Source organism: Acidovorax sp. LjRoot118, from assembly GCF_964253575.1.
Taxonomy (GTDB): Bacteria; Pseudomonadota; Gammaproteobacteria; order Burkholderiales; family Burkholderiaceae_C; genus Acidovorax.
The window spans coordinates 1,916,106-1,937,109 of record NZ_CAXURB020000001.1 but is presented as its reverse complement, the minus strand read 5'-3'; the positions used below and the strand labels follow the sequence as shown (position 1 = coordinate 1,937,109).

At 67.0% G+C, this 21,004-nt stretch carries 20 protein-coding genes and 1 riboswitch; of the genes, 12 read left to right on the top strand and 8 right to left on the bottom strand.

All coding sequences use genetic code 11. From position 1 onward, the window contains the following. Positions 1 to 111: 111 nt before the first annotated feature. Both ACSQ9E_RS09010 and ACSQ9E_RS09005 read right to left on the bottom strand, forming a co-directional pair. Positions 112 to 456 (bottom strand): hypothetical protein, encoded by a 345-nt coding sequence (locus ACSQ9E_RS09010; RefSeq protein ID WP_436217496.1) that lies wholly within the window; start codon positions 454 to 456, stop codon positions 112 to 114. 76 nt (positions 457 to 532) lie between these two features. Beyond that, complete coding sequence (locus ACSQ9E_RS09005; RefSeq protein WP_436217495.1) at positions 533 to 1,717, bottom strand: esterase-like activity of phytase family protein; 1,185 nt, start codon at positions 1,715 to 1,717, stop codon at positions 533 to 535. Between the two features lie 142 nt (positions 1,718 to 1,859). Here ACSQ9E_RS09005 and ACSQ9E_RS09000 point away from each other — a divergent pair, with 142 nt between their 5' ends. Beyond that, positions 1,860 to 2,417 carry a hypothetical protein gene (locus ACSQ9E_RS09000; protein ID WP_436217494.1) on the top strand — a complete coding sequence of 186 codons (558 nt, stop codon included), beginning with the start codon at positions 1,860 to 1,862 and terminating at the stop codon, positions 2,415 to 2,417. Between the two features lie 755 nt (positions 2,418 to 3,172). Here the strand turns inward: ACSQ9E_RS09000 and ACSQ9E_RS08995 are convergent. Beyond that, positions 3,173 to 3,775 carry a hypothetical protein gene (locus ACSQ9E_RS08995; RefSeq protein WP_436217493.1) on the bottom strand — a complete coding sequence of 201 codons (603 nt, stop codon included), beginning with the start codon at positions 3,773 to 3,775 and terminating at the stop codon, positions 3,173 to 3,175. Between the two features lie 122 nt (positions 3,776 to 3,897). Beyond that, a riboswitch (TPP riboswitch) is annotated at positions 3,898 to 4,002 on the top strand. Between the two features lie 101 nt (positions 4,003 to 4,103). On the opposite strand from ACSQ9E_RS08995, the gene ACSQ9E_RS08990 reads away from it, so the two are divergent. Beyond that, positions 4,104 to 5,384 (top strand): purine-cytosine permease family protein, encoded by a 1,281-nt coding sequence (locus ACSQ9E_RS08990; protein WP_436217492.1) that lies wholly within the window; start codon positions 4,104 to 4,106, stop codon positions 5,382 to 5,384. On the opposite strand, the gene thiD is transcribed toward ACSQ9E_RS08990, so the two are convergent. Further along, on the bottom strand, positions 5,385 to 6,248 hold the full coding sequence (gene thiD, locus ACSQ9E_RS08985; RefSeq protein ID WP_436217491.1) for a bifunctional hydroxymethylpyrimidine kinase/phosphomethylpyrimidine kinase: 864 nt from the start codon (positions 6,246 to 6,248) through the stop codon (positions 5,385 to 5,387). Between the two features lie 233 nt (positions 6,249 to 6,481). On the opposite strand from thiD, the gene ACSQ9E_RS08980 reads away from it, so the two are divergent. Genes ACSQ9E_RS08980 through ACSQ9E_RS08965 form a run of 4 tightly spaced genes read left to right on the top strand, consistent with a single transcriptional unit; the run spans position 6,482 to position 9,535 of the window. Beyond that, a complete protein-coding gene (locus tag ACSQ9E_RS08980) occupies positions 6,482 to 7,612 on the top strand; it encodes an FAD-dependent oxidoreductase (RefSeq protein ID WP_436217490.1) in 1,131 nt (376 codons plus the stop codon). After that, complete coding sequence (gene thiS, locus ACSQ9E_RS08975; RefSeq protein ID WP_436178803.1) at positions 7,609 to 7,806, top strand: sulfur carrier protein ThiS; 198 nt, start codon at positions 7,609 to 7,611, stop codon at positions 7,804 to 7,806. The genes ACSQ9E_RS08980 and thiS overlap by 4 nt, the downstream gene beginning before the upstream one ends. A 15-nt stretch (positions 7,807 to 7,821) precedes the next feature. Beyond that, positions 7,822 to 8,634, top strand: a complete 813-nt coding sequence (locus tag ACSQ9E_RS08970) for a thiazole synthase (RefSeq protein WP_057203559.1) — start codon at positions 7,822 to 7,824, stop codon at positions 8,632 to 8,634. Further along, a complete protein-coding gene (locus tag ACSQ9E_RS08965) occupies positions 8,627 to 9,535 on the top strand; it encodes a thiamine phosphate synthase (protein WP_436178804.1) in 909 nt (302 codons plus the stop codon). Before ACSQ9E_RS08970 ends, ACSQ9E_RS08965 begins: the two co-directional genes overlap by 8 nt. A 60-nt stretch (positions 9,536 to 9,595) precedes the next feature. On the opposite strand, the gene ACSQ9E_RS08960 is transcribed toward ACSQ9E_RS08965, so the two are convergent. Continuing rightward, positions 9,596 to 11,869 carry a hypothetical protein gene (locus ACSQ9E_RS08960; protein WP_436217489.1) on the bottom strand — a complete coding sequence of 758 codons (2,274 nt, stop codon included), beginning with the start codon at positions 11,867 to 11,869 and terminating at the stop codon, positions 9,596 to 9,598. 73 nt (positions 11,870 to 11,942) lie between these two features. On the opposite strand from ACSQ9E_RS08960, the gene ACSQ9E_RS08955 reads away from it, so the two are divergent. From ACSQ9E_RS08955 to ACSQ9E_RS08935, 5 genes are all read left to right on the top strand, one after another. Further along, positions 11,943 to 13,466: a 3-hydroxyacyl-CoA dehydrogenase gene (locus ACSQ9E_RS08955; protein ID WP_057203562.1), complete on the top strand. Its 1,524-nt coding sequence runs from the start codon at positions 11,943 to 11,945 to the stop codon at positions 13,464 to 13,466. A gap of 207 nt (positions 13,467 to 13,673) precedes the next feature. After that, complete coding sequence (locus ACSQ9E_RS08950) at positions 13,674 to 14,453, top strand: oxepin-CoA hydrolase, alternative type (protein WP_436217488.1); 780 nt, start codon at positions 13,674 to 13,676, stop codon at positions 14,451 to 14,453. A gap of 189 nt (positions 14,454 to 14,642) precedes the next feature. After that, positions 14,643 to 15,362 (top strand): Crp/Fnr family transcriptional regulator, encoded by a 720-nt coding sequence (locus ACSQ9E_RS08945; RefSeq protein WP_057203564.1) that lies wholly within the window; start codon positions 14,643 to 14,645, stop codon positions 15,360 to 15,362. 114 nt (positions 15,363 to 15,476) lie between these two features. After that, positions 15,477 to 16,562 (top strand): phosphotransferase, encoded by a 1,086-nt coding sequence (locus ACSQ9E_RS08940; RefSeq protein WP_436217487.1) that lies wholly within the window; start codon positions 15,477 to 15,479, stop codon positions 16,560 to 16,562. A gap of 34 nt (positions 16,563 to 16,596) precedes the next feature. After that, positions 16,597 to 17,871, top strand: a complete 1,275-nt coding sequence (locus tag ACSQ9E_RS08935; RefSeq protein WP_057265713.1) for an acyl-CoA dehydrogenase family protein — start codon at positions 16,597 to 16,599, stop codon at positions 17,869 to 17,871. Positions 17,872 to 17,922: 51 nt separating this feature from the next. Here ACSQ9E_RS08935 and ACSQ9E_RS08930 read toward each other — a convergent pair whose 3' ends face one another. Both ACSQ9E_RS08930 and ACSQ9E_RS08925 read right to left on the bottom strand, forming a co-directional pair. After that, positions 17,923 to 18,336, bottom strand: a complete 414-nt coding sequence (locus tag ACSQ9E_RS08930) for an OsmC family protein (RefSeq protein WP_436217486.1) — start codon at positions 18,334 to 18,336, stop codon at positions 17,923 to 17,925. A gap of 105 nt (positions 18,337 to 18,441) precedes the next feature. Then, positions 18,442 to 19,161, bottom strand: coding sequence for a hypothetical protein (locus ACSQ9E_RS08925; RefSeq protein ID WP_436217485.1), 720 nt, complete (start codon positions 19,159 to 19,161; stop codon positions 18,442 to 18,444). Positions 19,162 to 19,241: 80 nt separating this feature from the next. On the opposite strand from ACSQ9E_RS08925, the gene ACSQ9E_RS08920 reads away from it, so the two are divergent. After that, positions 19,242 to 19,976 carry a hypothetical protein gene (locus tag ACSQ9E_RS08920; RefSeq protein ID WP_436178810.1) on the top strand — a complete coding sequence of 245 codons (735 nt, stop codon included), beginning with the start codon at positions 19,242 to 19,244 and terminating at the stop codon, positions 19,974 to 19,976. A gap of 8 nt (positions 19,977 to 19,984) precedes the next feature. On the opposite strand, the gene ACSQ9E_RS08915 is transcribed toward ACSQ9E_RS08920, so the two are convergent. Beyond that, entirely contained in the window at positions 19,985 to 20,998 is a 1,014-nt protein-coding gene (locus ACSQ9E_RS08915; protein WP_436217484.1) for an asparaginase, read from the bottom strand. Positions 20,999 to 21,004: the final 6 nt, after the last annotated feature.

The following is a 21,004-nucleotide window of genomic DNA, read 5'->3' as shown; positions in this document are numbered from 1 at the left end:
AGGGGGATGCGGCAACAGCCAGGTGCGCGTGGCGCAAGGCTGCCGGGAGGCAGCCTCCCAGGAGAAACACCGCTTCAGCAGCGAAGGGGGAGCCGGCCGTGGGCCGGACGCTCAGGCGAGGATGCCCAGAGCTTTTGGCGGTTTGTGCGGTGGCGCAATGGCCGCAGAAGACGTTCGCACGGGGGTCAGCGCAATCAGGCCCCTGTCAGCAACCGTGCCGGTATCGGGCAGGGGCTGGGGCTGCAGCAGATCAGGAAAGTCCTGCCGGTCATCGAGCAGGGCATGGTCGTCCGCATCGGAATTGGCACCGGGCGCCTCCTGCACTGGTGCAGACTGGCTCAGCGCCGCCACGTCCTGCGGATCGAACGACGTATAGGGCTTGCTGGAACCGACGACGGAAATCCCCACGCACAGCAAAAAGTGCAGGAGAAAGACGGCGACAAGGCTCCGGAACATGGTGGCCAATTATAGGCAGCATGGCGGGCCTCCCAGGCCCGCCATGGATTCACATCGCCATCGGCAATGACCTCGATCAAGGAAGGACTTCAAACACCAGGTATTGGTTGCGGTCGGTCTGTGAGTCTGCCGTGGGAAAGTTGTCGTCCGCCACCACCACCAGCGAATCGCGCCCGTTGGCCAGCTTGGGGCCGAAGGTGATGCCTTCCAGATTGGCGATGCCGCCCAGCGGGCCCTTGAGCGTTTCGAAGTCGAGCACCAGGCGCTTGGTAACGGGCGTGTAGGCGGCACCGGCCAGTGCGGGCGTGGTCAGCACGTTCGAGGCGTTGGCGGTGTTGATTTCATACAGGCGGATCTGGTTGCCCACCACGCCCACGGAGAAGCTGCGCTCCAGCACCAGGAAGCGCGTGCCGCTCAGGGCCAGGATTTCCGTGGCACCGCTGACCGTGAACTGGTCCGCCGGCACGGGCACGGCCTGCACCTTGTCGACGGGATAGGCGTACTGCGCCACGGCCGCACCGGTGGCACGGTTGAACATCGTAATGCGCGACACGCTGCCGGCCGTGGTGGTCGATGCCGGGCCATCCTGCAGCAGCGCACCTTCCATCAGCACGGCAGCCCGGCTGTTGTCGGGCGTGAAGGCAATGCCTTCGAAGGCGAGGTTTCCGCGCGGACCGGTGTTGTCGGCCGACATGCGGAACATCGCAGGGATCTGGTACTCGCGCACATGGGTGCCGTCGGGCCGGATTTCGCGGATGAACGGGTCGATGATGCGCGCGGCGCTCGTGCCCGAGGCCAGCGTGCGGTCGCCCTCGCTGACCCAGACATAGTTGCCCGTGGCGCGATCGACGCGCACCGATTCAGGGTCGGCCACGAGCGGATCGGGCACCTTGGGGTACACCGCGCCATTGGGCTGCTTCATGCTGAAGGTGGAGAGGAACTGCACGCCGCTGAAGCTGCTGGCGTCGTAGTTCAGGCGCACGGTGTACATGCGCGGCGCATTCGCCGAATCGGTCGTCGTGCGGTCGTCCGACAGCAGGATGAACTGGTTGCTCTTGTCGTCATAGTCGATGCCGGAGATACCGCCGACGACGGTGCCCTGGTACTCCATGCGACGCGGCAGGATCTGCTGGCCGATGAGGCGCAGGGAGCCGACGCTGCGCTCGCCGTTGTTGTTGTCATCGCTGCCGCCACAGGCGGCGAGCAGTGCGGTGGCGGCGCATACCGCGCCCAGCGTCCAGATGCTGCGAAGAACTGTCATTGTGGTTTTCTCCCCGTGAGTAAAGCCGGGGAGTCTAGGGAGGGCGTGTGACAGAACGGAGACCTCTCGATGGCAGCCGGAGCACCACCACGCCGGCACGGCAGGAAAGCGATGCTAAATTTGCGGCAATCAAAGGATCCATGTGCCACTCTTGAAACTCTCGTGTGCCAGTTGCTCAGCTCCACTTGAGATCAGCGAGGATCTGGAGCGTTTCGCCTGCGGCTACTGCGGAACCCAACAGATCGTCAAACGCGCCGGTGGAGCCGTCTGGCTGAAAAAAATCGAGACCGCCGTCCGGGACGTGCAAAAAGGCACGGACCGCACGGCTGCGGAGCTGGCCCTGGTGCGGCTGGAACGCGAACTGGAAGAAGCCCAGGAAGCCAGGGCAACGCTGGTGCGTGAAGCGGATTCAAAGCGCGCCATGGCCAATGCCGGTCGGCTATTGCACGGCCTTGTTCCCTTCGTGGCCGTGTTCCTGATCGGCCCGTTCATCATCATCCTGCTTAACGAAACGTTCAGCGTATTGTCCGTGCTGGTCTGGCTTGCCGCTTGTGTTGGCGTCCCGGTGCTCGCTTTCCGGTCGATCAAGCTCCCTCCCATTGATATCCAGCCTTCACTGGCAGAAATCGACGCTCGAATCGCGCAAATCCATGAGCGCATGGAGATGAACCGGGCGATTCTGGATGCACCGCCGGCATGACGGCAAGCCGGACCATTGCCACGCACGGGGTGTGCCATCCAGCAGAGGGCGGCCGGTTGGCTTCAGAGCGGACAAGCCCGAGGTCGTTGGATGCATCCCGGGCATGTAAACCCGGAGCATGACCATAACCATGGGTCGGTATGATGCAGGACGACCTGCCTGCCTACCTGCACCCAATTGGGTGCTGGCATGAGCACCCGATATTCACCACAATAGCATGCCATGCCTCGATGCCATTCAAGGCCATCAAATAGTCAATATCACCCTCTATTGTCATATATATGCGCAAGACATTATTTATATTTATCGCAGCCATCTCATTATCAAGCACTGTAAGCGCGCACATATACAAGTGCAAGGATAAGAATGGAGTATGGAAAGAAGAGGCATGCCACGACTACGAGCAAAGAAGACAGCAAGAAGGGCGAAAAATTCTTGATGAGGCAGCCAGAAAAAACTGGACCCCTCAGATTGGCATGACTGCGACCGAGATAGAAAAAACCTTAAGAAGCTCTACTTGTCTCGAAATGAGGGTGAGACACTGGTGTCCACCCTGGAAGGTTAATACAACCAAAACAGCCCTCGGCACCAGAGAACAGTGGGTTTGGTCTGATGGCAATGGAATGCCAGTTTGGTTTATGTATTTTAATAATGGAGTACTTGTGTCGATCCAAGAATAGGCCCCACCCATTGGCCGACGTTCAACGACCGGCAACAACCCAAATGTTCGGCTGGGTTATTGCCGTGCACTACAGTCAGATCGGCAGCGTATCCAGAATGCGCCGGTTCGCCTTGATGTGCTCCCGGACCTTGTCGATCCTCTCGTCCAGGTGCTCCGTTTCTTGCACCAGATCGAATTTCGGCAGCTTGGTCTCCCGATAGACCAGGGCCGGGGTCCCGATCACCACCACCCAAAAAAGCATGATCTTCACGATGTTGCCCAGCGTCGATGTCGGCGCGATCGGACTCACGAAGATCGCCCAGAGGATCGCAACGCTAAACGTGGCGATGACGGCCATCGTGAGCCGACCGCTTTTGGCTCGCTCCAACCGCTGTTGCAACCGATGCACCACCTGGGCCCTCTGCGCCATGAGCTCATCCAGTTCACGGCTCAAGCGGGGCATGGCCAACTCCGCCGCCGTCCGGTCGGTGCCCCTTTGCACTGCGCTGATTGCCGCCTCCAGCTTGCGCGTTGACACCACCCCGCCCGAGCGCTCAACTATCTGCGCCGTCCCACAGTAGCTGCAGGTGAATCGCTCCAAATCTGCGGCCACCTCCAGCGGCGCAGAACAGTTTGCACAAGACAACGTCAACAACGGCACAAAGATCCCCTCTTTCGAATCGCCCGAATCTACCATCGGTGACCGAATGTAAAAACACCCAAATGTCGCAGATGATCAAAATGAAAATGCAGACCTGAGCATCCTCGGCAAGCCAAGGCCCGCACCACACGGGCCGTTTTGTTTCTGGCTATAGAATCGCGCCCAGCTAGGGGTGCCGAAGCCGGGAAACCGGGTGAGGCTGAGAGAGTCCCTTTGAACCTGATTGAGATCATCCTCGCGCAGGGAAGCAGTCCGCATACGCCATACCTGGCGCCCTGCCCTCGCGGCTGGTGCGTTGGGGTCCAGCCAGTACGCTGCCGACCCTGCTCTGTCGTCCATTGTCTGAACGGAGAGCCCGACCACCATGTCCGCACATGTTTCCACGACCGCCCCTGCCAACGAGGCGCTGGCCCCGGTAAGCCCCGACCGCCGCGTCTTCCAGTGGCATGACCATGCCTCGCTCTGGTTCAGCCTGGGGGTGGGCCTCCTGGTCATGCAGGTAGGCAGCTACCTCATGCCCGCGCTGGGCACCAAGGAGGCGCTGATCGCCATCGTCGCCGGCTCCATCGTGGGCGCGGGCCTGCTGGGCTGGGTGGCCAAGCTGGGCTGCGACAGCGGGCTGGCGAGCGCCGGGTTGATGCATGCAGTCTACGGCCGCACCTTTGCCAGCCTGCCCATCATTCTCAACATCGTGCAACTGGTGGGCTGGGGCACGTTCGAACTGGTGGTGATGAGCGAAGCCACCGTGGCCATCGGCCGCCAGTCGGGCAGCATGGCGGGCACGCAGTGGCCGGTGCTGGCCACGCTGCTGTGGGGTGGCGTGGTGATGCTGCTGATCAGCGCATCGATGGTGCAGTTGGTGCGCAAGGTGATTGCGCGCGTGGCCCTGCCGCTGGTGGTGCTGTCGCTGCTGTGGCTGAGCTGGCAGTTTCTGTCCCTGGCCAACGCCCAGGGCCTTGCGCAGCTGTGGAACCGGCCTGGCGCCGGTGGCATGGGCGTGCTGCCCGCGCTGGACCTGGTGATCGCCATGCCCATCTCGTGGCTGCCGCTGGTGGCCGACTATGCGCGCCATGGCAAAAACGGTGGATCGGCGCTGCGCGGCACCTGGCTGGGGTACGCGCTGGCCAATATGTGGTGCTACACGCTGGGTGTGCTGGTGGCGCTGACCCTGCCGAGCAAGGATCTGGTGCAGGCCCTGCTGCTGGCCCAGGGCGGGCTGATCGCGCTGTCGCTGATCCTGATCGACGAGGTGGACAATGCCTATGGCGATGCCTACTCGGGCGCCGTGTCGGCCCACAGCCTGCTGCCGCACTGGGGTGTGCGCCGCTGGGGTATCGCCATGGCCGCGGGCTGTACGGCCCTGGCGCTGGTGCTGCCCATGCACAGCCTTGAGCCCTTCTTGCTGCTGCTCAGCTCGGTGTTCGTGCCCTTGTTCGGCGTGATCCTCGGCCGCCTGGCCTTTGGCTCCAATGCCCCGGCACTGCTGCAGCGCGCGCCCCGGATCAACTGGCTGCCCGTGGCCATCTGGCTCGTGGGCATTGCGGTGTACCACCTGGCGCCGCTGGTGCTGCCGGGCGCGGGTTCTGCCCTGCCCGCGCTGGTATTCAGCTTCGTTCTGGCCTGGGCTACACGCCCAAAAGCCTGATCAGAACACGCGCTGCGCCACGGGCGCATAGCCATGGTTCAGCGGACCATGGCCGCCACCGGTGACCACATTGGCACCGGCGGCAATCGCACCCAGGATGTAGGCGCGCGCGCTTTCCACCGCCTGCTGCAGCGGCTGGCCCAGGGCCAGGTGCGCCGCAATGGCGGATGACAGTGTGCAGCCCGTGCCATGGCCGTTGTGCGTGGCGATGCGCGCCGACTGCAGGCGGTGGCCGGGCTGGCCCGGGGCGGTGGCCAGCATGTCCACCACCCAGTCGCCGGGCAGGTGGCCGCCCTTGAGCAGCGCGGCGCGCGCGCCCAGGCCCAGCAGATCCTGCGCAGCCTGTTCCAGATCATCCAGGCCCGCCAGGGTGCGGCCCAGCAGCCAACCGGCCTCGTCGAGGTTGGGGGTGATCACCTCGGCCAGGGGGAACAGCTCGCGTACCAGAACGCCCACGGTCTCCTGCGCGATCAGGCGGTCGCCGCTGGTGGCGACCATCACCGGGTCCAGCACCACGTGGGGCAAGCGGTATTCACGGATGGCATCGGCCACCACGCGCACCACCTCGGGCGAGTGCAGCATGCCGATCTTCACGGCGTCCACGCCAATGTCCTGCACCACCGCGTCGATCTGGGCCTTGAGCATCTCGGGCGGAATGCCATGGATGCCCGTCACGCCCCGCGTGTTCTGCGCGGTGATGGCGGTGATGGCGGTCATGCCGTAGCAGCCCAGCGCGGCAAAGGTCTTGAGGTCGGCCTGGATGCCTGCGCCGCCCCCGCTGTCGGAGCCGGCAATCGAGAGCACGCGTGCATAGCGCGGGGCCGTGGAGGGCCCAGCGGGCGCGTTGAGGGGGGCAGAAGTCATAGGGGGAAAATTATCGCGCATGACCTGGGTCAGCACCGGCCCGGAGGGTTGTGCTGTAATTGCGGCTTACGGACGAAACAGGGGTGTCCCGCCCATGCGGCGCGCGACTGAGAAATACCCTGGGGCCCGCGTACACGCGGCCCCGCTACCCGATCCAGGTCATGCTGGCGTGGGGAGTTTCCACAGTGACGGAAAGCCATCCCGTTTTGTCCACCTGTTGCACAGCTGGACGCATGAACCTCCCTTCCTCCTCGTCGTTTGCCATTCTGGGCGCAGGCCTCATGGGCCGGCTGCTGGCCGTCGAACTGGCCCGCCAGGGCCACGCCGTGGACATCTACGACGCCGCAGGCCCGGCAGCCGAGCAGTCGGCCGCCACGGTGGCCGCAGCCATGCTGGCGCCGCTGGCCGAGTCGGCGGTGACCGAGCCCGGCGTGGTGCGCATGGGCCAGCACGGGCTGGTGCGCTGGCCGCAGTTGCTGGCAGGGCTGGAGAAACCCGTCTTCTTTCAGCAGCAGGGCACGCTGATCGTCTGGCACCGCCAGGACGCGGGCGAGGCCCAGCGGCTTACGCTTCAGTTGCAGGCCAACAACCGGGCCATTCCCGAACTGCCCCCGCTGGAATTGCTCGACGGCACGGGCCTGGCCACCGTGGAGCCGGCGCTGGCTGGCCGCTTTACCAAGGGCCTGTACCTGCCCGGCGAAGGCCAACTGGACAACCGCCAGTTGCTGGCCGCCCTGTTGCACGAGATGCAGCGCCTGGGCGTGGACACGCACTGGCATGCGCCGCGCCACCCCGATGCCTTCGCCCCCGGCGAGCCGGGCCAGCCCGACTGGGTGCTGGACTGCCGCGGCCTGGGTGCACGCGACCCGTGGCGCGCCCTGCGCGGCGTGCGCGGCGAGGTGGTGCGCGTGCACGCGCCCGAGGTCACGCTGCAGCGCCCCACGCGCCTGGTGCACCCGCGCTACCCGATCTACATCGCCCCCAAAGAGGACCACCTGTTCGTGATCGGCGCGACCGAGATCGAGTCCGACGACCTCTCGCCCGCCAGCGTGCGCTCCACGCTGGAGCTGCTGAGTGCCGCCTACGCCGTGCACAGCGGCTTTGCCGAGGCGCGCATCGTCGAGGTGGCCACCCAGTGCCGCCCCACGCTGCCCGACAACCTGCCCGCCATCCGCCAGCAGCGCCCGGGCGTGCTGGAGGTCAACGGCCTGTACCGCCACGGCTTCATGATCGCACCGGCCATGCTCGATGTGGTGATGGAGTTGCTCGCTGCGGGCCAGTCCCGGCTCGCCCCCCGATTCGATCTGAACCTGCAATTGCTGCAGCAGCCCCAGGAGGCTGCTGTCGCTGCCCTTTTGCCATGAACGTTTCCATCAACCAGACCCCGCACGAGCTGCCCGAGGGCGCTACTGTCGCCTCTGCCGTGGCCGCCATCGCTGCCCGCCCCCCCTTTGCCGTGGCCGTGAACACGGTCTTCGTGCCCAACAGCCGCTATGCGGCGCACACGCTGAACCCAGGAGACAAGGTCGAGGTCATTTCCCCTGTAACAGGCGGCTGAGCACACCCCACCACCATGACAACACCCGCAATCAACGACCCCCTGGTCCTGTACGGCCAGACCTTCGCCAGCCGCCTGCTGCTGGGCACCTCGCGCTACCCCTCGCCCGCCGTGCTGGAAGCGGCGGTGCAGACCGCCCGCCCCGCCATGGTCACGGCCTCGCTGCGCCGCCAGGGCAGCAACCCGGCCGAGTCGGGCAGCAGCTTCTGGGAGCTGCTGCGCCGCCTGAACGTGCCGGTGCTGCCCAACACCGCTGGCTGCCACAGCGTGCAGGAGGCCATCACCACCGCGCAGATGGCGCGCGAGGTGTTCAACACGCCGTGGATCAAGCTCGAGCTGATCGGCGACGACTACACCCTGCAGCCCGACACGCTGAACCTGGTGGGTGCTGCCGAGCACCTGATCAAGGAAGGCTTCCAGGTGCTGCCCTACTGCACCGAAGACTTCGTGCTGTGCCAGCGCCTGGTGGACGTGGGCTGCCAGGCCGTGATGCCCTGGGCCGCGCCCATCGGCACCGGCCGCGGCCCGGTGAACCCCTATGCGCTGCAGATGCTGCGCGAGCGGCTCAAGGTGCCCATGCTGGTGGACGCCGGCCTGGGCCTGCCCTCGCATGCCTGCCAGGTGATGGAATGGGGCTACGACGGCGTGCTGCTCAACACCGCCGTGGCCCTGGCGCAAGATCCCGTGGCCATGGCCGGCGCCTTTGCCAACGCCGTGCATGCCGGCCGCACCGCGCGCCTGGCCGGTGCCATGACCGCGCAGGATGCAGCCCAGCCCAGCACGCCCGTGCTCGGCACCCCTTTCTGGCACCACGACGACCATGCCTGACACCGCACCCACCGAACTGGCCAAGGCCATCCTCGCGCACCACGCTGCCACGTTTGCAGGCTTCAGCGCCGAGCCGGTGCCGGCACCCACGTCCAGCGAGCCGGCCTACCTGGCCGCCCTGCAGGCCGCCAGCGCCCTGGGCTTCATCGCCCACGATGCCGAATGCATCGCCCGCGCCTGGCAGGCACGCACTGTCCGCACGGGCGCCGTGAGCCCCGAAACCTGGCCCGACGCACCTGAAGACTTCGGCCTGCAGGCCCTGCCCCGCGCCCACGCATTCACGGCCTGCCCCAAGGACCTGGGCCTCTACGCCGTGCTGCCCGATGCCGCCTGGGTGGGCCGCATGGCGCGCGCGGGCGTGCCCACGGTGCAATTGCGCTTCAAATCGGACGACCCGGCCGCCATCGACCGGGAAGTGAACGCTGCCGTTCAGGCGGTGCAGGACACCGGTGCGCTGCTGTTCATCAACGACCACTGGCGCGCGGCGATCAATGCCGGTGCCTACGGCATCCACCTCGGACAGGAAGACCTCGATGCCCTGAGCGCGGGCGACCTGCAGACCCTGCGCAACTCGGGCCTGCGCCTGGGCGTGAGCACCCATGGCTATGCCGAGATGGTGCGCGCCGATGCCGTGGGGCCGAGCTACATCGCCATGGGCGCCGTGTTCCCCACCACGCTCAAGAAGATGGCCACTGCGCCGCAGGGCGTGGGCCGGCTGCAGGGCTACGCGCGGCTGCTGCGCAGCTACCCGCAGGTGGCGATCGGGGGCATCGGTGCAGAGCAGTTTCCCAAGGTGCTGGCCACGGGCGTGGGCTCGATTGCCGTGGTGCGTGCGCTGGTCAACGCGCCCGACCCTGAGGCCGCCGCCGCAGCGCTGATGCAGGCGATGCAAGGCTCTTAGCAACACCCCAGGCCCACAAGCGGCCCTGTAAAAACAGGCCTTGAAGGCCTGTTTCTTTTTCTACTTCTTGCGTTCGTCGTCGTCCTTGCGCTGCTCCAGCTCCAGGCGCAGCTCCATGAGGTCGTTCTCCGCCCCGAAACCTACGGCCTGGCCGGCCGGCGGAGGGGGCGTGACCGGCACGGGCGGCAGGTCGCTCAGCGTGAGGTGCAGGGGCTCCGACAGATCCACGTCCAGGTTGATGGACGACCTGGTGTAGGTTGCCGGCGGATGGCGCGGCTGCGCGGAAGTCAGCGGTGCGGGGGAGGAAGAAACCCCCATGATGGGCGACAGGCCCGATGCAGGCTCCAGCCTCAGCTCGGCAGGCCCGGAATGCCGTACCACCGGCGCCGGAGCGGGCGAGGGAACCTCACCGAAATCGAACTCCAGGCTGGCGGCCAGCGAATCGAGCGGAAAATCGGGCTGTGTGTTGTCCAGCGGCGACAGATGGCTCAACCCCTTCTCGGCAGCGGCCTCGAACGAGTCTTCCACGGGCGTGGTGCGCTTGCGCGGCGGCGGTGCGCCCCGCGCGCTCGACGGCGTGGTCTGCGCAATGCCCAGCAGCAGCAGCAGGTCGTCGTAGGCGGCCAGATCGAAGGGCTCGGCCGCCTGGTTGCCCGGGCGGTGGAACAGAAACTTGTCCAGCGTGTGCAGCACGGCCGGTGAGCTCCACTCGGCCTCGACCTCGGCCAGCGCATCGGGGTAGCGGTCCAGCGGACGCCCCTGGCGGTTGAAGGCCGAAAACTCGGGCACCTTGGCGTTGAAATAGCGCATGAACTGCGCACGCAACTGCATGAAGTCCTCGGCCCGGCTCAGGGTGTGGAACAGGCGCAGCAGCTCCAGGTAGGCCACAGGCGTGGTTTCCTTGTGGTCAACGATGTGCTTGCGCAGCACCTCCACCGCCTGGTTGTGCTCGCCCACCGAGACAAAGAACTCGGCCTGCTGCTGGATGTCGAACAGGTCATCGGGGTTGACGATCTGCAAGGCCCTTGCCGGCTCGACCGCAGGGGCTGGCGCCTTGGCCTGAACTGGCACCCGGGCGGCCGCAGCCGCCACCGCCGTCGAGGCGGCATACAGGGGCGCCGGTGCGGAGACCGTCTTGGCGTCCTTGAACAATGCGGCGCTGCCGGATGGTGCCAGCAGATCGCCCTTCATCGAAGGGACGGGCAAGGTTTCGAGCGGCTCCCATCCAGGATCGACCTGCCCTGCCGTGGGTGCGCTGGAGTCCACGGCGCTGACCTTGACCGACTCGCGCCACGATTTTTGCGACAGCGTGGCCTGGCGGCTGGCGCGCTGCCAGACCCAGGCCAGCAGGCCCAGCGCCAGCGCCAGCAAGGCGCCCAGCACGTAGACCACCGTGGCGGGAAAGCGCTCCTGGGCCTCGTCGAGCTGCTGCTGCAATTGCTGCGTGGTGGCCAACTGCTGGGCCGAGCCCGCCTTCACGGCCTTGGCCTCGGCCTCCAGAACGCGCAGGCGCTCGGCATCCTGCGCCAGCGTTTCCGGCGTGGCGTTCAAGGCCTTCCAGGCGGCAGCCGCTTCGGCACGCTGGGGCGAGGACTCCTCTGCCGGGGTCGACAGCAGCTGCGCCGTGGCGCGCAGGGCCACCGGGCTTTCGAGCCACAGATCAAGGGGCTCCAGCACCAGGCGCGGGCCGGCGGCTGCTGGGGCGGGTGCCTGCGCACCGGCGAGCACGCGCGCATTGGTGCGGGCGGGTGCAGTAGCGGCGGCACGCGGGGCACGCACTGCAGCGGCGCTGGCCGGTGCCGCCCGGGTGGGCGCTGCGGCAGCGCCACGGGCTGCTGCACCGGCAGCATTGCGATCGAGTGGGGAAGAAGCACCGGCCAGGCCCGATGCGCCCGCAGCGAGGGTGCCCGGCAGTGCCGCCGGCACCGTTGGCAGTTGCCCTGCGGCAACAGGGGGGAGGCGCGCGGGGGGGTCTGCCAGAAAGGTGTAGCTGCGCGTGACCTTGCCTGCGCAGCCTGCGGTGAGCGTGACGGTCAATACGGGCTCGTCGACCACAGAGGTGGTCTGTACGCGGACGGAGGCCGCGCGCCCGGCCGATTCGGCCTGGGGCGTCACGCGCACCCGGGAGGCGCTGATGGGGGTGTCGCCCGCGACCAGGGTGGCACCGATACATGACGATGCGACGTCAGAGCCCTGGTCTGGCTGGATGTCGAAGACCAGATCGACGGGCGAGCCGATCACCACGGCGCCCCGCCCGTTGCCCATTGAAAGCGCCGAGGCGCCCATGGCAACCACCCACAAACCGGCTCCCAGAATGGTGTTACGGATATTCACAATAATTTCTGTTTTGAGCGCAGCCCATTCTTGCACATAAGTGCGCAGGCATGTCCACAGCCATAATGGCGCTATGAAAATTCAGTTTCTCAATGTCGGCATCGTGGGTTCGGGCGCCATGGGTCGCGGTATTGCACAGATCGCTGCCCAGGCCGGCAGCCAGGTTTTTTTGCTGGATGCCCAAGATGGTGCAGCACTTGCCGCCAAAGACAGTATCCACGACCAGTGGCAAAAACTCGTAGGGAAAAATCGCATTTCTGCAGAGCAGGCCACGGCCTGGTCTGCGCAATTGCACATTGTTGACAATGCGGCCGGCCTGGCGCAGTGCGACTTGGTGATCGAGGCCATCGTCGAGCGGCTGGATGTGAAGCGCGGCCTGTTTGCCGACCTGGAGAAGGTCGTCGGCGCTGACACCGTGCTGGCAACCAACACATCCTCCCTGTCGGTCACCTCGATTGGCGCAGGCATGCAGCGGCCCGGGCGCCTGGCGGGCTTTCACTTCTTCAACCCCGTGCCGCTGATGAAGGTGGTGGAGGTGATTGCCGGGCTCAAGACCGAGCCGGCTGTCTGCACCGCCCTGTCGGCCTACGCCAAGCAGATGGGCCACACGCCCGTGCAGGCGCAGGACACGCCGGGCTTCATCGTCAACCACGCCGGGCGCGGCTACGGCACCGAAGCCCTGCGCATCGTGGGCGAAGGCGTGGCCGATTTCGCCACCATCGACCGCATCCTGCGCGACCAGGTGGGCTTCAAGCTCGGGCCGTTCGAGCTCATGGATCTGACGGCACTGGACGTTTCACACCCGGTGATGGAATCCATCTACCAACAGTACTACGACGAGCCGCGCTACCGCCCCAGCGTGATCACTGCGCAGCGCCTGGCCGGCGGCGTGGTGGGCAAGAAGGTCGGCGAAGGCTTCTACCGCTACGACAAGGGCGTGGCCCAGGTGCCCGCCGAGCCCCCGGTGCCCGTGGTGGCCGAGATCCCGCCGGTGTGGGTGTCGCCCCGCGCCGCACGCCGGGCCGAGCTGTACCAGTTGCTCAAGGACCTGGGCGCCACCATCGAAACCGGCACCTCGCCGTCGCCCACGGCCCTCACCCTCGTGGCCCCCCTGGGCTTTGACGTGACCACCGTGGCCGTGGTGGAGCGCTTGGACCCGGCGCGCACCATCGGCATCGACATGCTGGTGGAAGAAGCCGCCACCAAGCGCCGCGTGCTGGCCACCAACCCCGCCACGCGCGTGGACATCCGCAACGCCGCGCACGCCCTGTTCGCCCGCGACGGCAAGCCGGTGAGCGTGATCCGCGACAGCGGCGGCTTCGTCACCCAGCGCGTGGTGGCCACCATCGTCAACATCGCCAGCGACATCTGCCAGCAGGGCATCTGCAGCCCGCGCGACCTGGAGACCGCCGTCACCCTGGGCCTGGGCTACCCCCTGGGCCCACTGGCCATGGGCGACCGCTGGGGCCCAACCAACATCCTGGAAGTGCTGTTCAACATGCAGACCGTGTATGGCGACACCCGCTACCGCCCCAGCCCCTGGCTGCGCCGGCGCGGTGCCATCGGCCTGAGCCTGACGCACGTCGAAGAAGCTTGATTCGGTACATCCCCCTGAGTCGCTTCGCGCCGTCCCCCTTCTCTCGAATGGCTGTGCAATTCGGGAAGGGGGACGCAGCCAGTGCGGCGGGGCGGCCCTTGCACGGCTGCCCTGGCTTGGGCCGCGCCCTGTTCGATAAGCTGAAGACGATGCGTAGCCCCGTGAAAACCTGACAACAGCCGTCCAAAGCCTTTACCCGGAGACAAGATGCCCGCAGAACTCAAAAGCACCAGCCAGGGCAAGACCCTGGTCCTGACCATCCACAACCCCGAGCGGCGCAACGCCATCGAGCCGGCGATCTACGCCGCCGGCGTGGAGGCCCTGAGCGTGGCCGAGAACAGTGACGACATTCGCAGCGTGGTGATCACGGGCTCGGACAGCATGTTCTGCGCGGGCGGCAACCTGCAGCGCCTGCTGGCCAACCGCCAGGAGCTGCCCGAGGTGCAGGCGCAGAGCATCGAAGGCCTGCACAACTGGATCGAGATGGTGCGCACCTACCCCAAGCCCATCATCGCGGCAGTGGAAGGAGCGGCAGCGGGCGCGGGCTTCTCGCTGGCGCTGGCCTGCGACATGGTGGTGGCCGCGCGCAACGCCGTGTTCGTGATGGCCTACAGCAATGTGGCCCTGTCGCCCGATGGCGGCGCCAGCTGGAGCCTGGCGCAGGCCCTGCCGCGCCAGATCGCCACCGAGATCCTGATGTGCGGCGACCGCATCCCCGCCGAGCGCCTGCACGCGCTGGGCGTGGTCAACCAGCTGGCCGACCCGGGCAGCGCGCTCGAAGTCGCCATGGCCCTGGCCGAGCGCCTGAACGCGCGCGCACCGAACGCACTGGCCAGCATCAAGGAACTGCTGGGCGATGCGCCCGGCAACCACCTCACGAAACACCTCGCGAGCGAGCGCGACCACTTCGTGAAGAACCTGCACCACGCCAACGGCGGCGTGGGCATATCGGCCTTTCTCGACAAGCGCACGCCGACCTACGAGTAGGCTCAATCGCCCTGCCCTGGGCGCAAACCTTGTCTTCACCGCACACACACGGCCCTTGCACAGGGCCGTGTGTGTTTGCGCTCGCGTTCGCCCAACAGATATCCAAGACGCTCAGGTGACAACCCTGACGCGGCGCGCCGGTCCCTCACGCGACAATGGGGCTGTTTCTAGTCACGCAAAAGACAGGCCATGGACGACCCGATTCTTACCATCGAAGAACGTGAAGCGATCAACTCAGGTCGCTGGTTTTCATCCCTATCACCTTCTCTACGCCACGACATCCTCCGATGTGCCTACGTCAAACGCTTCAAGGATGGCGGCCTCATAGCCGCCCGCGGGGACCCGCCCGAGGAGTGGATTGCGTGCGCGCGCGGTGCGGTGCGGGTGAGCTCCACCTCCATCTCGGGCAAGCAGATCACGCTGACCTACGTGGAGCCGGGCATCTGGTTCGGCGACGTGGCGATCTTCGACGGGGACCGGCGCACGCACGATGCCTATGCCCATGGGGACACCACCATCCTGTGCGTGGCCAAGGCCGACTTTCGCAAGATCCTGGCGGCGCACACCGAGCTCTACGAAGCCATGCTGCGCCTGCACGCACGGCGCATACGCCAGCTCTTCGGCCTGGTGGAAGACCTCAACACCCTGCCCCTGCGCTCGCGCCTGGCCAAGCAGCTGGTGCACCTGGTGCGCAGCTACGGCGTGCCCAGCCTGTCGGACGGCAGCGAGATGCGCATCGGCCTGCAACTGGCGCAGGAAGAACTGGCGCAGCTGCTGGGCGCATCGCGCCAGCGTGTGAACCAGGAACTCAAGTCGATGGAGCGCGAGGACGCCATCCGCATCGAGCCGGGCGGCCTCGTCATTCGCGACCGAGAAGCGCTGATGCGCATAGCCGACGCGGACACCTGAATCTGGCCGCAGCGAAGTCCGGTACGGCCCTCGCCACCTACAAGAACACCACCGCCTGCGCGCAGCGGTGGACAGAGACAAGCACGCGGCAACCCGCGTGGGGAACCCCAGTACATGAGCAATTTTGACCACTTCGTCGGCACCCGCGCGGTGTCGGAGCAGCACGCATTCGACGTCGAGGCCCTCACCGCCTGGCTCACCGCCCACATGCAGGGCTTCGAAGGCCCGATGACCGTGGAGATGTTCAAGGGCGGGCAATCCAACCCCACCTACAAGCTGGTGACCCCAAAGGCGAGCTACGTGATGCGCGCCAAGCCCGGCCCGGTGGCCAAGCTGCTGCCCTCGGCCCACGCGGTGGAGCGCGAGTTCGCGGTGATGAGCGGCCTGGCGGGTACCGACGTGCCCGTGCCGCGCATGCACGTGCTGTGCGAGGACGAGTCGGTGATCGGCCGCGCCTTCTACATCATGGAATGCATGCAGGGCCGCGTGCTCTGGGACCAATCGCTGCCCGGCATGACGCCCTCCGAGCGCGGCGACATCTACAACGAGATGAACCGCGTGATCGCCGCGCTGCACAGCGTGAAGTTCGCCGAGCGGGGCCTGGCCAGCTATGGCAAGCCGGGCAACTACTTCGACCGCCAGATCGGCCGCTGGAGCAAGCAGTACGTGGCCTCCATCACCCAGCCCATCCCCGAGATGGACAAGCTCATGGAATGGCTGCCCGCGCACATGCCGGCCAGCGCGCGCGACGAGGGCCATGTCTCCATCGTGCATGGCGACTACCGTCTGGACAACCTGATGTTCCACCCCACCGAGCCGCGCGTGATCGCCGTGCTCGACTGGGAGCTGTCCACCCTGGGCCACCCGCTGGCCGATTTCAGCTACCACTGCATGAGCTGGCACATCCCCGCCGGCATGGGCCGCGGCATTGCGGGCATGGACATCGCGGCGCTGGGCATCCCCGACGAGGACAGCTACATCCGCCTGTACTGCGAACGCACCGGCATCACCACGCCCGAAGCACTGCGTGCCGACTGGAACTTCTACATGGCCTACAACATGTTCCGCATCGCCGCCATCCTGCAGGGCATTGCCAAGCGGGTGGAGGCCGGCACCGCCTCCAGCGCCCAGGCCAAGGCCTCGGGCGACACCGCGCGGCCCATGGCCCAGCTGGCCTGGTCGTTCGCCCAGCGCAGTTGAGAACACACCCCACCGATTACCAACGGAGACCCCCATGGACTTTGACTATTCCCCCAAGACCAAGGACCTGCAGGCCCGACTGCTCCAGTTCATGGACGAGCATGTCTACCCCAACGAGGCGGCGTACAAGAACGAGCTGGCGGCCAACACGGCCGCAGGCAAGCGCTGGACGGCCCTGTCCACCATCGAGAACCTCAAGCCCAAGGCCCAGGCCGCCGGCCTGTGGAATCTGTTCCTGCCGGTGGACAGTGCCGCCGCATCGGGCTATGCAGGCGCCGGCCTGACCAACCAGGAGTACGCGCCCCTGGCCGAGATCATGGGCCGCGTGCCATGGGCCAGCGAGGTGTTCAACTGCTCCGCACCCGACACCGGCAACATGGAGACCATCGCCCGCTACGGCGACGATGCCAACAAGGCGCGCTGGCTCAAGCCGCTGCTGGAAGGCAAGATCCGCTCGGCCTTCGCGATGACCGAACCCGACGTCGCATCGAGCGATGCCACCAACATCGAGACGCGCATCGAGCGCGATGGCGACGAGTACGTGATCAACGGCCGCAAGTGGTGGATCTCGGGCGCGGCCGACCCGCGCTGCGCCGTATTCATCACCATGGGCAAGAGCGACCCCGACGCCCCGCGCCATTCGCAGCAGAGCATGGTGCTGGTGCCGGCCGACGCCAAGGGCATCACCATCATCCGTCCGCTCAATGTGTTCGGCTACGACGACGCCCCCCACGGCCATGTGGAGATGACCTTCGAGAACGTGCGCGTGCCGGTCTCCAACATCCTCTTGGGCGAGGGCCGCGGCTTCGAGATCGCCCAGGGGCGCCTTGGCCCTGGACGCATCCACCACTGCATGCGCCTGATCGGCCTGGCCGAGCGCGCGCTGGAACTGATGTGCAAGCGCGCCAGCTCGCGCATCGCCTTCGGCAAGAGCGTGGCCCAGCAGACCGTGACGCAGGAACGCATTGCCGAGGCTCGCTGCAAAATCGACATGGCCCGCCTCTTGACCCTGAAGGCCGCCTGGCTGATGGACGTGGCCGGCAACAAGGTCGCCAAGACCGAGATCGCCATGATCAAGGTGGTGGCCCCGAGCATGGCCTGCCAGGTGATCGACTGGGCCATGCAGGTGCATGGCGGCGGCGGCATGTGCGACGACTTCCCGCTGGCCTACGCCTACGCCGGTGCGCGCACCCTGCGCTTTGCCGACGGCCCGGACGAAGTGCACCGCAACGCCATCGCCAAGTGGGAGCTGGGCAAGTACGGCGCCTACGGCCGCGATGCCGGCGTGCCCATCACGCGCGGCAGCTGAGCAAGCCCTGCCCCTGCGCGCAGCGCAGGGGCTCTGCGCTGGCGCACGGCGTCAGCTTGGTTCAACGAGCGCAGAAGCGATGCGCACCTCACCGGTCAGCAGCTTGTGCACCGGGCAGGCATTGGCCACCTGCAACAGGCACTCGCGCTGCTCCTCGCTCAGCGCGCCCGACAAAGTGATCGTGCGCGTGATGTCGCTGCCGCTGGCGGGCGTGCCGGCGGGGTTGAGCTGCAGGGCCACCTCCACACCGGCCAAGGGCCATTGCTTGCGCGCAGCGAACATCTGCAGGGTGATGACGGTGCACGCCCCCAGGCTCGACAGCAGCAGGTGGAAGGGGGAAGGCCCGGCATCGGCCCCGCCAATCTCCGCAGGCTCGTCGCCCAGCCAGGTATGCCCGGCCTCATCGACCAGAGTTACGGTGTAAGGGGTGGTCCCGCCAATGGCGCGGACAGAGGGTGTGGTCATTCGAAATCTCTATGGAACGCAGGCCCTGATGATAGGAGCACTGCGAGCCCCGGCGCCGCAGGCGGGAGATTCGCAGAAGCCTGCCCCTGAAGCAGGGACCGCAGGTCAGGAATCCAGGTCCACCGGCGGTGCCGGCAGGTGCTGCGCGGCGGCCTGGGCTGCCGTCAGCAGCACCGAACGGGCATGGACGATTTCGGACAGGGAGCGGCGCGTGTGCTCGGTGCGCAGGTAGACCCGGCCGCGCGCAAGCATCAGCACCATGGGGGTTTCCGAGCGCAGCGCGCCCTGCTCGCCCTCTACCGCGTTGAGCAGCTCGGACACCAGGTGCGCGTGGATCCAGCGCTCGGCATGCTCGATGCGCTCGGCCACCACGGCGAAATGGCGCCGGAACGAGCCAGGCAACTCGGGCCAGGACACCTCGTCGAACATGGACAGCCAGCGCATCTCCTCCGGCAGGCGCGCGTCCACGCTGGTCTGCAGGCTGTCGGTGATGGCGTTGTAGGCATGGCGCTCGAGCGCGTCGCGCAGCGGGCGGTTGAGCACCAGCACGGCGGCGTCGGGGGCGGCATCCACGTCGGCGCGCCCGCGCAGTTCCAGCCCCAGGATGTAGTCGCGCGTGGAGGTGCTGCCCTCCAGCCGCCAGGGGCGGCCCAGTATGTCGCCCCCCACGTCGAAATGGCCTTCGACCGGCTGCGGCACGCTGTGCAAGCCCTGCTCTGCGATCCAGCGGGCCAGTTGCGCGCCGGTGACCGGCCCCGCATGGCCCAGAGTGGAATCAGCGTCGGCGGCGGTGCCGGCAAAAGCCTGGCGAATGCGATCGAACATGGTGGTCACAGGCCCGGGGGCCTTGCGGAAGTCGCGGGTAGCGCCATTATTGGCACAAACCGCTACGATTGGGGGGCACCATGACCTGCCCAACCGATATCACCTCCCCCGTCCGTGAATTTTTGGCGCTTTCAAGCGCACAGCAGCCCTGCGCCGTGCCGCGCCGCGCCCTGCTGGCCAGCGCCGGAGTGTTGCTGGCAGCGGCCGCCTGGTCACCCGCTGCCCTGGCGGCGGCGGACCCGTGGAGCCGCTCAGGCGCCTCGGTGGATGCACAGCGCCTGGTGCGCTGGGTGGCCGCCAGCGCCAACCACCAGGGCATGGCCTTTGCCGTGATCGACAAGCCTGCCGCCACCATCCACGTGTTCGGCCCCGCAGGCGGCTACGCCGGCAGCGCGCCGGTGCTGCTGGGCTCGGCCCTGGGCGACCGCTCGGCACCTGGCATCGGCCAGAAGCCGCTGTCACAGATCCGGTCGCACGAGCGCACCACGCCAGCGGGCCGCTTCGTGAGCGAGCCCGGCAGCAACCTGCAGGGCCATGACATCGTGTGGATCGACTACGATGCCGCCGTCTCGCTGCACCGTGTGCGCGGCGCCCCGGCCGAGCGCCGCGTGCAGCGCCTGGCCAGCCCCGTGCTGGCAGAGCGGCGCATCAGCAATGGCTGCGTGAATTCGCCCGCCGAGTTCTACAACCGCTGCGTTGCGCCCTGGTTCGGGCGCGAGGCGGGGGTGGTGTACGTGTTGCCGGACTCGGAGCCGTTCGCCACCTTTTTCCCGGCAGCGGATGCGGCCTACCCTCTCGCCAACCTGCCCTCCTGAGCCTCGCGTCAGGCTGCAGCGGTACCGAGCCTGAACACCGGCCGGCGGGTACCCACCTCGATCCCCTTCGGATTGACCAGGTGCGCCGAGCGGCGAGGGGCCAGCGCAGAGCGCTGCGCATCGCTGAGCCAGCCGAGCTGGTCCATCACTTCGACGGCCGCCGCCACCTGGGCCGGCATGTTGCCATCCATGATCTTGAGCGCGAAGGCCTCGCCCCGACTGCGGCTGCCTACCACCTGCACGCCATCGGCCCCGGTCTTGGAGACCCAGTCTCCGGCGCCCACGCGCATGAAGTCGAGGTCGTGCCGACCCGTGCCCGAGCCCAGCTCGGGCCGTACCACCATGGCATCGGCCAGCGCCGTGAGGCTCTCGTCGAGATCGGTGTCCGGCGCACCGCCGGCCAGGCGTGCATAGCCGCGCGCCAGGTTGGCCAGCGGCATGGCGTAGTTCGGGGCCGAGCAGCCGTCGGTGCCGGCGGCCAGGTCATTCACTTCCAACCCCACGGCCTGGGCCACATAGCCACGGATCGCTGCCTGCAGCGGGTGCCCGGGGTCCAGGTGGTCGTCCAGCGGCAGGCCCTGCTGCACACAGTAAGCGACGAAGCCGGCGTGCTTGCCGCTGCAGTTGTTGTGGCGTTCGTCGGGCACGAAGTCCGCCGGCAGGGAGCCGAGCCCCAGCTCGGCAAACAGCGGCCGGTGGCAGCCGCAGCGCAGCGCGTGGTAGTTTTGCCCCACGCTGGCGAGCATGTGCTCCACCTGCGCTACATGCATGGGCTCGCCGTTGTGGCTGGCGCACAGCAGCGCCAGGTCGGCAGGGCCCCAGCCCAGGGCCTTGGCCCCGCCCGATTGCATGAAGGGCAGCGCCTGGAAAGCCTTGATGGTGGAGCGCGTGAACACCACCGACTGCGGGTCGCCCACCTGGGCGAGCAGCCTGCCCGCGCGGTTGGCCACGGCCACGGCACCCCAGTGCTGGCATTCGACCAGGGCGCCCCGGGTCACTTCGATCAACGGTACGAAACCCATGGAAAT